Source organism: Thermosediminibacter oceani DSM 16646, assembly GCF_000144645.1.
GTDB lineage: Bacteria > Bacillota > Thermosediminibacteria > Thermosediminibacterales > Thermosediminibacteraceae > Thermosediminibacter > Thermosediminibacter oceani.
In genome coordinates this window covers 617,026-632,510 of sequence record NC_014377.1, presented here as the reverse complement: position 1 = coordinate 632,510, position 15,485 = coordinate 617,026, and the positions used below count along the sequence as shown (strand labels likewise).

Genomic DNA, 15,485 nt, shown 5'->3' with positions numbered 1-15,485 from the left:
GGGAACGCTACTTTTTCTTAACTGGCTTTAAAATTCGCGGACGGCAGGACTCTCCCACTTGTACTGAAATGTCTTCCTTTTGTCTTCCATGAATAAGTTTCCGTTAGGAGGTAAGTGATGAGGTCGTTTCCGGAAAAGTCTAAGACCTTTGGCCTACTGACTGTTATCGTATTTATAACGCTTTACCTTGCAGGCTGTGGGAAAACGAAAGTCGAAACTGCCAACCCGGAACCCGAAATAAAACCCTATGAAGGCTTTTTAGCCCCGGACTTCGAACTCCCTGACCTGTCCGGCAGGAAAGTAAGGCTCTCAAACTTCCGTGGGAAAACGGTAGTCCTGAACTTCTGGTCCCTCAACTGTTCTTACTGCCTCGCCGAAATGCCCGACTTCGAAGAATTCAACGCCACCAAACCGGAAAATGTAGCGATCCTTATGATAAACCTGGACAGGGATGCCGGAAGAGTCGCAACCTACATCAAAAACAAGGGATACACTTTCACGGTTTTAAAGGATGATAGTGCCCAAACCGTAAGGTCCTATCTCATAAGAGGGGTCCCGACCACGGTGGTAGCCGGCGGAGACGGGGTGATCAAGGCTAGAATAGAAGGGCAGGTTACCAAACAGATTCTGGACTCCCTGGTGAACTAACCCCGGTAGAGATAAGACCCACCTCACTATCATTGTATAAAAAACCGTAGAAATTAATATTTTTGCAATATTACTTTACTTTTCTTGGGAAGGATATTATAATAATTTTGTCATTATTTTATTTTAGTATTTATTTTCTAACAAACATCCAAATTATTAACATACAAAATCCAAGGGGGGTCATCTAATGAGGATTAACGTCACGACCAAGATTTTAATCGGTCTTATTCTGGGTGTCTTTGTAGGCCTCTTATTTACATCGGCTCCCGGCGCGGCCACGACATACATTAAACCTTTCGGGGACCTTTTCCTCAACCTCATCAAAATGATAATAGTGCCCCTGGTTCTTTCATCGCTGGTGGTGGGAGCGGCCAGCACCGGTGATGTAGGGAAACTGGGGAGAATCGGTGCCAAGACTCTAACCTATTATCTTCTCACCACCGCTTTTGCTGTAGCTCTGGGCCTCATTCTGGGCAACATCCTTGACCCCGGCATGGGCATGACCCTGCCTCCGGATGCCAAAGTAGAAGTCCAACAGGCGCCATCGGTGGTGGAGACGCTCCTTAACATCGTCCCGACCAACCCGATTAAAGCCATGGCTGAAGCCAATATGCTTCAGATCATAGTATTTGCCATTTTTCTGGGTATAGCCATTACATTTGCCGGTGAGAAGGGAAAACCCGTTCTAAATTTCTTCGACAGCCTTGCTGAGATCAGCTATAAAATAGTCGGGATAATAATGGAGTATGCACCCATAGGCGTTTTTGCCCTTATAGTCCCCGTAGTCGCCGCAAATGGACCTTCGGTGCTGCTTCCCCTGCTAAAGGTAATAATAACGGTTTACCTTGGATGCGCCCTCCACGCCGTTCTGGTATATTCCTCTCTGGTCTTTTTATTTGCCAGGATGAGCCCGGTTAAATTCTTCAAAGGCGCCGCACCGGCTATGCTTGTAGCCTTTACCACCAGCAGCAGTTCGGCGACCCTTCCGGTTTCCATGGAAGCAACCGAAAAGAACCTGGGAGTGTCCAAGTCAATATCCAGCTTTGTATTGCCGCTGGGCGCCACCATCAACATGGACGGTACCGCCCTTTACCAGGGGGTCTGCGCGCTATTTGTCGCTCAGGTTTTCGGTATTAACCTGACATTGTCAGAGCAGATAGTAATAATACTTACTGCCACCCTGGCTTCCATAGGAACTGCCGGAGTTCCCGGCGCGGGCCTCATAATGCTAACGATGGTGCTGCAGTCTGTAGGGCTGCCTCTGGAGGGCATAGCCCTCATAGCGGGAATAGATCGCATACTCGACATGGTCAGGACGTGCATCAACGTGACGGGTGATATAGCCGGATCGGTGGTGGTAGCAGCCACCGAAAAGGAGCTCAATCAGGATACTACTCTTGAGGTAAATGTGTAGCAAAAGCCCCATTCCCTTTTCGGGAATGGGGCTTTACATTTTTCACTATGCTCCCCTTTTTCTCTTCGCCGGTTTGCACAGTATCTCCGAAATCCAAGTGTTAAATATGCTTGCCGCGTGGGACGGGCGCATGATGACTGCGGTATCCGCCCCGGTGCCGCTGCCGCCCACGGCTATAATGTCCTCGCCGTATGGTATCAAACCTGCATCGAGGGCCATCGTCGCAACTTCGACGCATACCTTGACTCCCTGGCCGAACATCCTTAATGTATTCGCTATTATCTCCACGGGGTATACCCCGCCGAACTTCCGGCTTATACCCCGCTCGGCTCCCGACAGCACGTGAGTTGTGGTTAAAACCTTTACCCCGGAGGCTAAAAGCTTTTGCCTGAGGTCCTCGGGAAATTCCATCTTCCCCGGCTCAGCGTAGCCGCAAACATGGGTCACGATCACCAGGTTTACCCCCAGGTTCGCCTCGAAAAACAACTTGGCCGTATAGCCCCCAGTGGACGCCACCACCACATGCTTTATTCCTCTCTCGCTTACAGCCTCCTTTACAACGGCCAGGGTGTTCTCCGTGTTTTGCTTTCCCGGCAAATCCCAGTACATTACTTTGACCTCCTGTTGTAAATTATAGCAATTTAATTTTATCACAACTCGAACTTCTTATGGAGCGCCGTTATAGCCCTTTCCGCATCCTCGTCTCTCACCAGACAGGATATCGTCGTATGGGAGTCGGATGTCTGAAGGATTTCGATATTTTCGCCTTCCAGAGCCTCGATTATCCTGGCCATTACACCGGGTACACCCCGCATTCCGGCCCCGACCACCGTAACCTTGGCAAGTCCGCGCACCACCTCGGGAATTACGCCGATCCCCTCGAGTACCCCGACCGCTTTTTCCACAAGCTCTTCTTTAATGGTAAATACCTTCAGATCCGGGAATAGATTGATCAGGTCTATGCTTATGCCTGCATCCGCCAGCATCCTGAATATGCGGACCTCCACGCTCCTGTCATCGGACGGCACTTTTATGCAGATCTGGGCCAGGTGCGGAATGTGTGCTATGCCGGTAATTAGCCGTTCGGGCCCGCAGGTGATCAGGGTCCCCGGTGAATCGGAAAAGGTGGACCTGACCCTCACCGGTATGTTGCGCTGCATGGCTATCTCCACAGCCTTGGGGTGTATCACCCTGGCTCCGTTGTAAGCCATTTCGGTCACTTCCCGGTAGGTGACCGTATCCAGAATGTGTGCTCCCTTGACGATCCTGGGATCCGCCGTCATGATTCCTTCCACATCGGTGAAAATATCGACGCACTCGGCGCCGAGAGCGGCACCTAAGGCTACAGCCGTCGTATCGCTGCCGCCCCTACCCAGGGTGGTGATGTCGCCGTTTTCGGTAATACCCTGGAACCCGGCGACGACAGGGATGTAGCCCTGCTTGACAGCGTCTATCAGAACGTCGGTCTTAATTTCCTTTATCGCGGCGTTTCCGAAGCGGTCGTCGGTTATGATGCCCGCCTGGCCTCCGGTAAAAGCCTTGGCCGGATGTCCCTTGGCGTTAAGCAGAGCAGCCACCAATGCGGCGGAAATTATTTCGCCGCAGGACATCAAGAGGTCCCTTTCCCTGGCCGGTACCTCTCCCCCGACCTCCTCCAGCAGGGAAAGCAGGGTATCGGTGGCGTAGGGGTCACCCCTTCGCCCGATGGCCGAAACCACAACCACCGGAGAATATCCTTCCCGTTTCGTCCTTATCACATGCTTTAGCACCATCTCCCTGGACTTGGGAGTGGCTACCGACGTGCCCCCAAATTTCTGTACAACCAGTTTCATATCAAAGCCACCTCATACCAACTTGTTTCTCACCAGGTATTCGGCTATCTGCACCGCGTTATAGGCCGCTCCCTTTCTCAGGTTGTCGGCCACGATCCACAGGTTCAAACCGCACGGCACCGTAAAATCTTCCCTTATCCTGCCCACGAAGACCTCGTTTTTACCCGAAAGGTATGCCGGCATCGGGTATACTTTATTTGCAGGATCGTCCATCACCACGACGCCCGGAGCACCGGAAAGAATCCGACGGGCTTCTTCGGGGGTAACCTTCTCGTAAGTTTCTATGTTTACCGATTCCGAATGGCAGTTCAGCACCGGCACCCGAACGGTGGTGGCGGTCACAGCTATGTTTTCATCCCCCATTATCTTCTTTGTCTCCCTGATCATCTTCCATTCTTCCATTGTATAACCCGTATCGTCGAAAACGTCTATATGCGGAAGGAGGTTGAAGGCTATCTGGTGGGGATAAACGCAGGGCTCCGGTTTCTCTCCTTCGAGGACCTTTTTTGACTGAAGTTTCAATTCTTCTATGGCCTCAAGGCCGGTCCCCGATACCGCCTGGTACGTGGAAACTACTACCCGTTTTATCCGCGCCCTGTCGTGGATGGGTTTTAGAACAACCACCATCTGAATGGTCGAACAGTTGGGGTTGGCGATAATGCCCTTGTGCTTATAGAGGTCCTGAGGATTGACCTCCGGCACTACTAGGGGAACGTCGGGGTCCATCCTGAAGGCGTTGCTGTTGTCGATCACCACCGCTCCCCTTTTTACGGCTTCGGGGCTTAAAGTTAGGCTTACGTCCTTTCCGGCGGAAAAAAGCGCTATATCTATACCCTCAAAGGACGAGGGTTTTGCTTCTTCAACCCTTACTGTACTGCCCATGAACTCAACGGTCTGACCCTCGGAGCGCGAAGAAGCCAGAGGCAAAATCCTTTTGACAGGAAAATTGCGCTCTTCCAAAATTTTCAGCATCGTTCGGCCTACAGCACCGGTAGCACCCACCACGGCCACATTGTAACCGTTCATTTTTCATTCCCCCTGGATAAAATCTTTTGATAAACATTGATGAACGGCGCCGCTCATCAAGGTATGCATTAAGGATAATTCTATTTAAAATAAAAAAACCTGTCAATACACATTTTATGCGATCTTTATTCCACTTGACATAACAGCTAAAAAATTTTAGCCCTCTTTCGCCAAAAGAGGGCTTTTAATAAAGCTTTTAACATAAGACTTCCTCAAGAGTTTCAAAAAAACCGGGGAAGGATATTTTTACACACTCGGCGTTTTTAATCCTCGATGGCCCGGGGATCGCCAGCGCCGCCACCGCCATGGCCATGGCGATCCTGTGGTCGCCAAAGCTTTCAAACTCGGCGGGCTTCAAGAACCCGCCGCCCCGGATTATCATGCCGTCTTCCAGTTCCGTCACTTCAGTTCCGAATCTCCTCAAATTCACGGCTATTGCTTTTATTCTGTCGCTCTCCTTTACCCTCAGCTCTGCCGCATCCCTTATTATCGTCTCGCCTTCTGCAAAGGCAGCCGCAACTGCAATCACCGGAATCTCATCGATGAGCCTGGGTATTATTTCACCCTTTATGGTTATCCCCCGAAGCCCTTCTCCTTTGACGAGCACATCGGCGACTTTTTCTCCATTCCAAATCCTCTCGTCATAAATCTTTATATTGCAGCCCATTTCCCGGAGCACATCGATTATACCCGTTCGAGTGGGGTTAATGCCCACATCCCTTATCAGAAGTTCTGAACCTTCCGTTACTGCGGCGGCCGCCATGAAAAAGGCCGCCGACGATATATCCCCCGGCACCGTCACCCGCTCGGCGCTGAGTTTATCCACGGGGGTCAGCCTGACCTCACCGTCCGATGTTGAAATCCTGCCTCCGAAGTGGGCCAGCATAATTTCGGTGTGGTCGCGGGTTTTATGCTTTTCTATTACTGTAGTTTCGCCTTCGGCGTATAGCCCCGCCAGCAGTATGGCCGACTTTACCTGGGCGCTGGCCACCGGAAGCTCGTACCGGATTCCTTTAAGACGTCCCCCCCTTATGGTGAGGGGGGCGTACCTGCCCCCGCCGGCCCCTTCGATAACGGCTCCCATCATGGTCAGGGGCTCCACCACCCTGCCCATGGGCCTTTTCAGGATGGACTCGTCCCCGGTAATGGTAGCTTCAAAACCCTGGCCCGCCAGTATCCCCGAAAGGAGTCTTATCGTCGTCCCGGAGTTGCCCGCGTATAGGGGTCCGTCGGGTTTTTTCAACCCCCTGAGACCCCTTCCATTTATGATTACTTTATCCGGCGCCTCAAACAGTATATCCACTCCCATTTTCTTAAAACAGTCAACGGTCCTGAGGCAATCGTCGGCCGTAAGAAACCGCTCCACCCGGGTTATGCCCTCCGCGACGGCCCCCAGCATTACGCTCCTGTGGGATATGGATTTGTCTGGGGGAGCAAAAATCTCCCCCCTGAGTCTCCTTTTACCTTCTACCGTCACATCCAAAGTCTTCATTCCTCCCGTTTCCGTATTCTCGTGCCCTCTCGAAGATCCTTTTTATGTCCGGAGCGCTGGAGGCTTCTATTGCCCTCTGCAGTTCGCCGAGCTGCTTTTTAAAAATCGATATCATGTTTAGAACTTCATCCCTGTTAGTAAGCAGTATATCTATCCATATTCCCGCGGCGGAGGATGCTATGCGGGTAGTGTCTTTATATCCCCTCCCAGCAAGTTTTAAGTATTCCCCGCTAGTATCGGATTCTCTCACCGCATTCACCAGGCTGGTTGCTATAACCTGCGGCAGGTGGCTTACCGCAGCCGCCATCCCGTCATGCTCTTCGGGGGTCATTATATGTGGAACCGCACCGATCTTAAAAACCAAGGCTTTGAGGGTCTCGACAGCCTCCAGAGGGGTTTCCTCCGCCGGCGTAAGTATATAAGGGCTTTTTGAAAAAAGGTCGGCCCGGCTAAAACCGTAGCCGCTGTACTGGGAACCGGCCATGGGGTGGCCGCCCACAAAAGCCACACCTTCAGGCAGCACCTCCTTCACGGAATTCACCACGACCCTTTTGGTGCTGCCCGTATCGGTCACCACGGCACCCCTTTTAATAAAGGGCGCCAGCCTTTTCACGACCGGCACTATGCTAAGCACCGGCGTACAGATGAATATTATATCCGCCCTCTTTAATGCTCTAAAGCTGCTTTCGTCAGCGCTATTTATATTGAAGCTGTCTTCGGATACGACCCCTTCGCTTGCAGCCGCTGAAAGGGTTCCGTCATCCGAGTCGATGCCCAATACTTCCAAGCCAGCAGCTTTAAAAGCCCTGGCCAGCGACCCTCCTATAATTCCCAACCCCACTACCGCCACTGTGGAAACGCTCAACTACATGCTCCTCCCGACTATTGGGGCGATTTTTTTGAGTTCCTCGCAAAGCAGCATGAAATTCTCCGGTTTCAGGGACTGTGAACCGTCGGACAATGCTTCCTGGGGATTGGGATGGACTTCGATGATAAGGCCGTCGGCACCGGCGGCCAGTGCCGCTCTGCTCATCGGGGTCACCCAGCGCCAATGGCCCGTGCCGTGGCTGGGGTCCACTATTACGGGCAGGTGGCTTATGTTTTTTATTATCGGCACTGCGCTCAGGTCCAGGGTATTCCTGGTCATCGGCTCAAAGGTCCTTATTCCTCTTTCACACAGGATTACCTGAAAATTGCCCTCGTTCATGATGTACTCGGCGGCGTTCAGCCATTCCTCGATGGTGGCGGACATACCCCTCTTCAGGAGCACCGGCTTTCCCGTCCTGCCCACAGCCTTGAGCAGCTGGAAATTCTGCATGTTGCGGGCTCCTATCTGCAGTATGTCGGCGTACTCGGCGACCGTATTTACAGCTTCCGTGCTTGTAACCTCGGTTACAACGGGAAGGCCGGTCCTTTCTCTCGCCTCGGCCAGAATTTTCAGCCCCTCTTCGCCCAACCCCTGGAATGAGTAAGGCGAAGTCCTGGGCTTAAAAGCACCTCCCCGGAGGATTTTAGCGCCGCACTTTTTCACCATCTCGGCGGTCTCCAGGAGCTGTTCCCTGCTCTCCACAGCACAGGGGCCTGCCATGACGACGAACTCGTCGCCCCCTATCGATACATCCCCCACTTTTATCACGGTAGGTTCGGGATGAAAAGTGCGGCTCGCGAGTTTATACGGTTCCATGATGGATACCGTCTTTTCCACACCGTCCATGCGCTCTATAGGCTTATCGGCCAGCAGCCGGCGGTCTCCTATAACCCCGATTATGGTTATATCGGTACCTCTGGAAAGGTGTACCCCTAGCCCCGCATTTTCGACCATCTCGCATACTTTCTTTATCTGATCCTCGGTGGCGTTTTTCTGCATCACTATTATCAAGGTCAATCCCTCCATTATACGATGTCAATAACGTGCTTTATATATTGTGCCGTTTACAAACACCCTGTAAATATCCCCCCGGAGGGGGGATAGATCGCCCGCCACCGGGAACAGCATACAAAAGCTTCGGCGTTACCGGCAGTTTCCTTAAGAAGGTTCCCTTCCGAATTGTCGTCAGGAATCGGCCCGGGATAACTCGTTCTGACAGTCACGCCATACCCCTCCCGGCTTATGTAAAAAACCTCCCGCACCCCGTCAGGAGCGAGAGGTTTCCCGCATTACGTTAGAAAGTATTATATTATATACTAGAATTTATGTCAAGGCCGTCAGCATTTGCTGTGGTTATTTTATGATAAGGTATCATCATCAATGCAATATCAAAAGCCATAAAAAAAGGCGTTTTAAGCCTCATCGACGCCGTTAGAGGAAATATCAAACATATGCCTTTGAAACATTTTTAAAAGTCGCAAATAGTGATTTGCTTCACGTAATACGTGGTCACCAAGTAATGGTAAAATTATCGACCTGATATTGCATTCAAGCAAACCCTGAGTTCCCTGTGCCTTGAAATCCCTAATTGCTTTTGTTGCCCTGAGACTATCATCCGTGACCTGTTCCGGAGGTACAGTCATATCAATTGCAGCCTTCGCCTCTTTGGTCAAACGGTCAAATTCATTCCCAAAATCATTTGCTGTTTTGATTAATTCGTTTTCTGTCGGATCAAGCAACCCGCGGATGAATTTTGCATGCTCAGCCATAATCCTGTTCCAGAATAACTCCTGTTCAAGGACTTCCCTCTTAATATCTATATTCTCTCTACCCTGAATCCTCTGAATAATACGTAAATAGAGCTCTGTTTCTCTCCTTATATGCTCTATCAGCAGGGGATAGTTGACAGTAAACATTTTGCAGGATAAAACATTGGATAAAATAGTGGTTTTAAATCGTATTAATTCGATGAGTAATTCCATGGCCCTTTGATTAAGCATAAACACTTTCCGTTCAAGCATCGGATTATTTATCCTAGAATCTGAGCCTGACAATTCATCTTCAGCTTTTGTTAATTCAGTTGGTATCCTAACCCCTGTAAAAAACGAAGAAACTTCTTCTGCTTTAAGCGTGTATGGCGTTATTACTTCTCCTGATTGAAGTACTTCGGGGCTAACAACACCATTAGCAAGAAAGATCACTTCTCTTAATAATCCGTCAAAAGCCCTCCTGAAATCATCTGCTCGCCGGATAAAATTTACATTTTTAGGCATAAATCCTATTTCAAGAAAAAAAGAATGTTCTTTCATGATCCTTGCAAAAAATAGATGTATATCCAGGGACTCACGAACAAAATCAATATTTGAAGACACTGCTTATCCCTCCTAAAAATTCCCTTCTAATGCTACTAGTATATGTTGCTTTACATAAGAAGTTACAATCATAGGCACTTCGCTTGTTCTGTTATTTATTCCCACCTGTGCTATAATCTTAATATAATGTTAATGCAAAGCTAACAATAAGAAAAACGGAGGGTTTAAGATGTTTCCAATCAGGGACAACATCCCGAGCAGGCGACCGCCTCTCGTTACGGTCCTGCTCATAATAATAAATTCGCTCATATTTTTTACTCTCTCGGACACTCCATACAGGACCTTCGTGGGGTTCACCCACAAATACGGGTTAATACCGGTGAAAATTACGAAACTGGTGGTATCCGGTGCACCGTTTTCCCTAGGCGACCTTTATCCATTTATTACCAGTATATTTCTCCACGGGAGCACACTCCACTTAATCAGCAACATGTGGATACTGTGGCTTTTCGGTGACAACGTAGAAGATAGGATGGGCCATATAAGGTTCCTGCTCTTCTACCTCCTCAGCGGTGTAATCGCAGGCGTGTTTCACCTGGTTTTCAACCCCTTATCACGGGTACCGGTGGTGGGGGCTTCTGGAGCTATCGCGGGCGTAATGGGCGCGTACTTCGTGTTATTCCCATCGGCGAGGATAATCACCCTGGTGCCGACCTTTTTCCTGGTTCCAATCTTCATCCAGATACCCGCCGTGGTCTACCTTTTCCTGTGGTTCCTGGCCCAGCTCTATTCCGGCACGGTCTTGTCCGTCATCGGCGGTGCGGCGGTTTCAGGAATTGCATGGTGGGCACACATCGGAGGGTTTGTCAGCGGCGTGCTGTTAAATAGATTTTTCCTCAGAGATCGGTATTAGTCATCGCCTATAAAGATGACATGCCACCTTATGGCCGGGAGCGCATTCAAATAGTTCCGGTTCCTCCCGCCTGCATATATTCACTGCGTGTCGGCACCTTGTCCAGAACCGGCACCCCTCCGGCGGATTAAGGGGACTGGGCACATCCCCTTCCAACAGTATTTTTCGCCTCTTGACTTTTGGTTCCGGTAAAGGTATGGCCGAAATGAGCGCCTGGGTATAGGGGTGGAGGGGGTTTCGGTAAATCTCGTCGCTTTCGGTTATCTCTATTATTTTCCCCAGGTACATTACACCCACCCTGTGGGATATGTGTTTTACCACGTTAAGCCCGTGGGCTATGAAAAGATAGGACACCCCAAGGCGGGCCTGCAGGTCCTCCAGGAGATTCAGAATCTGGCTCTGTATGGAAACATCCAGGGCCGATACCGGCTCGTCGCACACTACGAGGTCCGGATTGGTAGCTAGGGCCCTGGCGATACCTATCCTCTGCCTCTGGCCCCCGGAAAATTCGTGGGGGAACCGCCTCATATGGTGCGGAGCAAGGCCCACCATCTCCAGCAGGTGCTTTACCCTTTCCTCCAGTTCCTTTCCCCTGGCGATGCCGTGAAAGGCCAGTGCTTCGCCTATTATTTCTTTAACGGTAAGCCTGGGGTTGAGGGAACTATATGGGTCCTGGAATATCACCTGCATCTTTGGCCGTAACTTCCTGAGCTCTTCACGGTTAAGTCTCATTATATCCCTACCGTTAAACAGTATTCGGCCTTTTGTGGGTTCTATCAGCCTCAGCATGCACCTGGCGGTGGTGGTCTTGCCGCAGCCGCTCTCCCCCACCAGTCCCAGGGTTTCTCCTCTTTTTATGCTGAAGCTCACGCCGTCGACGGCTTTGATGTAACCCACCACTTTTTGGAATACTCCGGCTTTCACCGGATACCACTTTACAAGCCCCTGCACTTCGACTATGTCCTGCAGGTTCAAACGCCTACACCTCCTCGGGGTGGGAACCCCTTAAAAAACACCTCACCCTCCGTCCGTTTCCCATCTCCAGGAGGGCGGGGGACTTTTTCCTGCATACGTCCGCGGCTTCGGGGCATCGGGGGTTAAACCTGCAGCCCGGGGGCATGTTAAGGGGATTCGGCACAGTACCTTCGATCACGTGGAGGCGGCCTTTTTCACCTCCCAGGCTGGGTATGGATTTCAAAAGCCCCGCAGTGTAAGGGTGCAGCGGACTTTCAAAGAGGTCTTCGCAAGCAGCTTCTTCAACCACCTGTCCCGCATACATCACCACAACCCTCTCGGCTGTTTCCGCGACGACACCCAGGTCGTGGGTTATTAAAAGAACGCTCATGCCTATCTGGTCCTTAAGCCGGTTTATCAGATCCAGTATCTGGGCTTGAATTGTCACGTCCAGGGCTGTAGTGGGTTCGTCGGCAACCAATAGTTTCGGACTGCACGAAAGGGCCATGGCTATCATCACTCTCTGGTGCATGCCTCCTGACATCTGGTGCGGATACTCGTGATACCTTTTTTCGGGGTTGGGTATCCCAACGAGCCTGAGCATCTCGACGGCCCGTTCTACGGCCTCCTTTCCGGACAGCCTCTGATGGAGCATTATCGCCTCGGAAATCTGCCTGCCGACGGTGAATACCGGATTCAGGGAAGTCATCGGCTCCTGAAAAATCATCGAAATCCGGTTTCCCCTTATCCGCCTCATTTCCGCCTCGGACTTTGCCAAAAGATCCTCGCCCTCAAACAATATTTTTCCGGAGGTGATTTTGGCCGGAGGAGACGGCAAAAGGCGCATGATGGCGAGAGACGTCACCGATTTGCCGCAGCCGGACTCACCGACCATCCCCAGGGTCTCACCCATCTTTATGTCAAAGGACACCCGGTCCACCGCCGTCACGACCCCGTCGTCGGTGAAGAACTTCACCGTGAGGTCCTTAACTTCGAGTAAAATCTTTCCTTCCACATACGCCACCCCCGGTCAAGGGATAATCCTGCGCGCACCCAGGTACTTTTTGTCAAGAACCGGTGAATACGTAGGGTCCTTGGGGTCGAAGCTGTTTACTGTAACACCGGAATTGCCCGCGTGAATGAATTTCATATCCCCTATATAAATCCCCACGTGGGAGGGGCCGGGTTTGTAGGTCTCAAAGAATACCAGGTCTCGGGGTTTAAGGTCCTTTCTATACCGGACGGGTTCTCCCTGCTCGAACTGCATATCGGCGTCTCTTTTCAAAAAATACCCGCCCATCCTGAAGCAAAATTGCGTAAAGCCGGAGCAGTCGTAACCGTAAGCGGTGGTTCCGCCCCATAGGTACGGCAGGCCTATATACTGTTTTGCCACGGCGATGACATAAGAAGCGCCTTTTTTCTCGGAAAATATTCTTTCCCTCGAGGGAAATTCCCTGATGTCTTCGGTCCTGACGTAGACCTCACCTCCGCCGGGCAGCATGAGCCGGGCCCAGTCCCCCTCTATCGAAATCAGCGGGAGTGTTGTACCCTGCACCAGGTCCCCGTCGAAAACCCTCCCGCCTCCGATACCCAAGAGAGGTACAGTTTTTTTGGAAACAACCAGAGCAAACCTCCCGGAAAGGTAACCGGAAAGGGAAGGTTTATCGGCAATCCACAATTTTGACCCGTCGGCCCATCCCAGGTAACCGTCTTCCATCCGGACCCGGTACCAGCCGTGCTTTTCCTCAAAAAGCTCTACCACGTCGCCCATCCTGGCCTGGGTGACCGTGCCTTTACCTTCGGCCTTTCCGGGCTCCATTCCCAGATTAAGCACCGGCACTTTCACGACGCCGTAAACCCTGTCTCCCAAGGATTTGGACGGTAAAAGTTCGATCTTATCCTCAACGGTCACTCCCCTAATTTTGGAAAGCCTATAGATCAGTTCATCCTTCACGCGTCCGTCGCTTACCCTGCCTTCCAGCACCAGTTTGCCGCCGCTTACCGTCCTCGTCACTTGAAAGACCGTTTCCCTGGGATCAAGTTTGAACTCTTTCTGAAATTCGGCTATGATTTCCTCCACCCGCTGAACTATTTGATCGCCGCTCAATTTTACACCACACCCCCACATCGACACCGCCGCCACTGTAATAAAAAGGAGCGCAAGAGCGATCCTTTTATACATAAAAGCCACCCCGTGCGTCTTCAGCGTTTGAGCTTGGGGTCCAGAGCGTCGCGAAGGCCGTCCCCAAGCAGGTTAAAGGAAAACACGGTTATCATTATGGCAACGCCTGGCCAGACCGAATACCACGGATTCGTCAGCATGTAACTGCGGGCGGCGTATATCATGTTCCCCCAGCTCGGCCTCGGGGGCTGAACTCCAAGGCCCAGGAACGAAAGCGTCGCCTCGGCCAGTATGGCCCCGGGTATCCCCATCGTCACTGAAACGATGATGGGCCCCATGCAGTTGGGCAGGATGTGCCTTAATATTATCCTGGCGTCGGTTAAACCCTGAGCTCTGGCCGCTTCCACGTACTCCATTTCCCTGAGGTAAAGCACCTGGCTCCGGACCAGTCTCGCCATGCCCGCCCAACCTATCAGGGCCAGCGCTATGAAAACGTTGTAAATACTGGGCCCCAGGGCGAACATGACGCCGATATAAAACAAAAGGTCCGGAAACGCGAAGAGGATGTCGGCGATGCGCATTATAATCATGTCGACCTTCCCGCCGTAATAACCGGCGAGTGCGCCCATTGTTACGCCTATGACTGTGACAAAGAGCTGGGAAATAATGCCGACGCTGAGGGATACCCTGGCGCCGTAAAGGATCCTGGAAAGTATGTCCCTGCCGAACTCGTCGGATCCGAGGATATATACGCCGTTACTGCATATTTCGGAAGGAGAACCGGGGGGCTTCAACCTGTTGGAAAGGTCGGTCTTCAAGGGGTCCGCGGGGGACAAAAGCGGCGCGGTTACGGCAACGGCGCTGAATATTATTACCACCGCGAGCCCGAACATGGCGGGCTTATTTTTCTTAAGCCGGCGCCACGCATCAGCCCAGAACGAGGCCCCTCCGGAATCAAAACCCTGCGCCACGCTCATACCCCCTCACTGCAGCCTGACCCTGGGGTCCAGGAAGGCGTAAGATATGTCCACTATCAGGTTCCCGATCACGAATATCACCGCTGTAAAAAGCACGATCCCCTGCACCAGCGGAAAATCCCTGTTCGAAAGCGCCCACAGCGAAAGCCGCCCCAGGCCGGGGATCGCGAAAATGGTTTCGGTAAGGATAGAGCCGGTCAAAAGACCGCTGATCTGCATGCCTATTACGGTTACAACCGGAATCAGGGCGTTTTTCAGGGCGTGGCCGAATATGACCGCTCTTTCCGCCAGCCCCTTGGCCCTGGCCGTCCTGATGTAGTCCTGCCTTATGACGTCCAGGAAGGTGCTCCTGGTGTAGCGGGCTATGGAAGCGGCGAATCTTATTCCCAGCACTACCGCCGGCAGTATAATATGTTTCGGCGTAGAATAGCCGGATATCGGAAGCCACTTAAGGTGAAGGCCGAAAATCAGCTGGCCCACCACCGCAACCCAGAAAATGGGCGCACTTATCCCGGCCAGGGCGACTATCATCGAAGCGTGGTCGAAGAATGAATACTGTTTAACCGCTGATATTATCCCAACAGTAAGGCCCACCACGATGGCCACGAAGGCCGATGACAGGGCAAGCTTTACCGTCGTCGGGAAGGTGTCGAGAATCATCTTCGTTACGGGCTGCCCGGTCTTGAAGGATTTGCCCAGGTCTCCCCTACAGGCGTTCCACAAAAATCTGCCGAACTGGATGTAAAGGGGGTCGTTCAGCCCGAGCTGGTTCCTGATCTTCTCTACGGCAGCAGGGTCCGCGTGCTTTCCCAGCATTTCCACCACCGGGTCCCCCGGCACCACGTTTAGCAATATGAAAGTGATCAAAGACACTCCGAGAAGCACCGGCACGGCGAAAATAAGCCTGCGTATTATGTAGTCTATCAA

The 15,485-nt window shown here is 51.7% G+C and carries 15 protein-coding genes; 3 read left to right on the top strand and 12 right to left on the bottom strand.

Features of this window, described 5'->3' with window-relative positions:
• The first annotated feature begins 117 nt into the window (after window positions 1–117).
• Together TOCE_RS03175 and TOCE_RS03170 are read left to right on the top strand one after the other, a co-directional pair.
• Entirely contained in the window at window positions 118–648 is a 531-nt protein-coding gene (locus TOCE_RS03175; protein WP_013275447.1) for a TlpA family protein disulfide reductase, read from the top strand.
• 187 nt (window positions 649–835) lie between these two features.
• Window positions 836–2,062, top strand: a complete 1,227-nt coding sequence (locus TOCE_RS03170; protein WP_013275446.1) for a dicarboxylate/amino acid:cation symporter — start codon at window positions 836–838, stop codon at window positions 2,060–2,062.
• Window positions 2,063–2,107: 45 nt separating this feature from the next.
• Here the strand turns inward: TOCE_RS03170 and TOCE_RS03165 are convergent, their stop codons facing one another.
• The 7 genes from TOCE_RS03165 to TOCE_RS03135 form a co-directional block, all read right to left on the bottom strand.
• Window positions 2,108–2,671 carry a pyruvate kinase alpha/beta domain-containing protein gene (locus tag TOCE_RS03165; RefSeq protein WP_013275445.1) on the bottom strand — a complete coding sequence of 188 codons (564 nt, stop codon included), beginning with the start codon at window positions 2,669–2,671 and terminating at the stop codon, window positions 2,108–2,110.
• Between the two features lie 41 nt (window positions 2,672–2,712).
• Entirely contained in the window at window positions 2,713–3,894 is a 1,182-nt protein-coding gene (dapG, locus tag TOCE_RS03160; RefSeq protein WP_013275444.1) for an aspartate kinase, read from the bottom strand.
• A gap of 12 nt (window positions 3,895–3,906) precedes the next feature.
• Entirely contained in the window at window positions 3,907–4,920 is a 1,014-nt protein-coding gene (locus tag TOCE_RS03155; RefSeq protein ID WP_013275443.1) for an aspartate-semialdehyde dehydrogenase, read from the bottom strand.
• Window positions 4,921–5,116: 196 nt separating this feature from the next.
• Window positions 5,117–6,403 carry a 3-phosphoshikimate 1-carboxyvinyltransferase gene (gene aroA, locus TOCE_RS03150; protein WP_013275442.1) on the bottom strand — a complete coding sequence of 429 codons (1,287 nt, stop codon included), beginning with the start codon at window positions 6,401–6,403 and terminating at the stop codon, window positions 5,117–5,119.
• On the bottom strand, window positions 6,381–7,277 hold the full coding sequence (locus tag TOCE_RS03145) for a prephenate dehydrogenase (RefSeq protein ID WP_013275441.1): 897 nt from the start codon (window positions 7,275–7,277) through the stop codon (window positions 6,381–6,383). Before TOCE_RS03145 ends, aroA begins: the two co-directional genes overlap by 23 nt.
• Window positions 7,278–8,291 (bottom strand): 3-deoxy-7-phosphoheptulonate synthase, encoded by a 1,014-nt coding sequence (gene aroF, locus TOCE_RS03140; protein ID WP_013275440.1) that lies wholly within the window; start codon window positions 8,289–8,291, stop codon window positions 7,278–7,280.
• 401 nt (window positions 8,292–8,692) lie between these two features.
• The gene (locus TOCE_RS03135) at window positions 8,693–9,652 is read right to left on the bottom strand and encodes a DUF2935 domain-containing protein (RefSeq protein ID WP_013275439.1); all 960 of its coding nucleotides are present in this window, start codon (window positions 9,650–9,652) and stop codon (window positions 8,693–8,695) included.
• Between the two features lie 169 nt (window positions 9,653–9,821).
• On the opposite strand from TOCE_RS03135, the gene TOCE_RS03130 reads away from it, so the two are divergent.
• Window positions 9,822–10,505, top strand: a complete 684-nt coding sequence (locus TOCE_RS03130; protein WP_013275438.1) for a rhomboid family intramembrane serine protease — start codon at window positions 9,822–9,824, stop codon at window positions 10,503–10,505.
• Here the strand turns inward: TOCE_RS03130 and TOCE_RS03125 are convergent, their stop codons facing one another.
• From TOCE_RS03125 to TOCE_RS03105, 5 genes are read right to left on the bottom strand one after another with little or no spacing between them, the layout of a single operon-like run.
• The gene (locus TOCE_RS03125) at window positions 10,506–11,480 is read right to left on the bottom strand and encodes an ABC transporter ATP-binding protein (protein WP_013275437.1); all 975 of its coding nucleotides are present in this window, start codon (window positions 11,478–11,480) and stop codon (window positions 10,506–10,508) included.
• Window positions 11,481–11,484: 4 nt separating this feature from the next.
• Window positions 11,485–12,474, bottom strand: a complete 990-nt coding sequence (locus TOCE_RS03120; protein WP_013275436.1) for an ABC transporter ATP-binding protein — start codon at window positions 12,472–12,474, stop codon at window positions 11,485–11,487.
• 15 nt (window positions 12,475–12,489) lie between these two features.
• Complete coding sequence (locus TOCE_RS03115; protein WP_013275435.1) at window positions 12,490–13,641, bottom strand: C40 family peptidase; 1,152 nt, start codon at window positions 13,639–13,641, stop codon at window positions 12,490–12,492.
• A gap of 20 nt (window positions 13,642–13,661) precedes the next feature.
• A complete protein-coding gene (locus TOCE_RS03110; RefSeq protein WP_049817888.1) occupies window positions 13,662–14,558 on the bottom strand; it encodes an ABC transporter permease in 897 nt (298 codons plus the stop codon).
• A 6-nt stretch (window positions 14,559–14,564) separates the two neighbouring features.
• Window positions 14,565–15,485 (bottom strand): ABC transporter permease, encoded by a 921-nt coding sequence (locus TOCE_RS03105; protein ID WP_041423843.1) that lies wholly within the window; start codon window positions 15,483–15,485, stop codon window positions 14,565–14,567.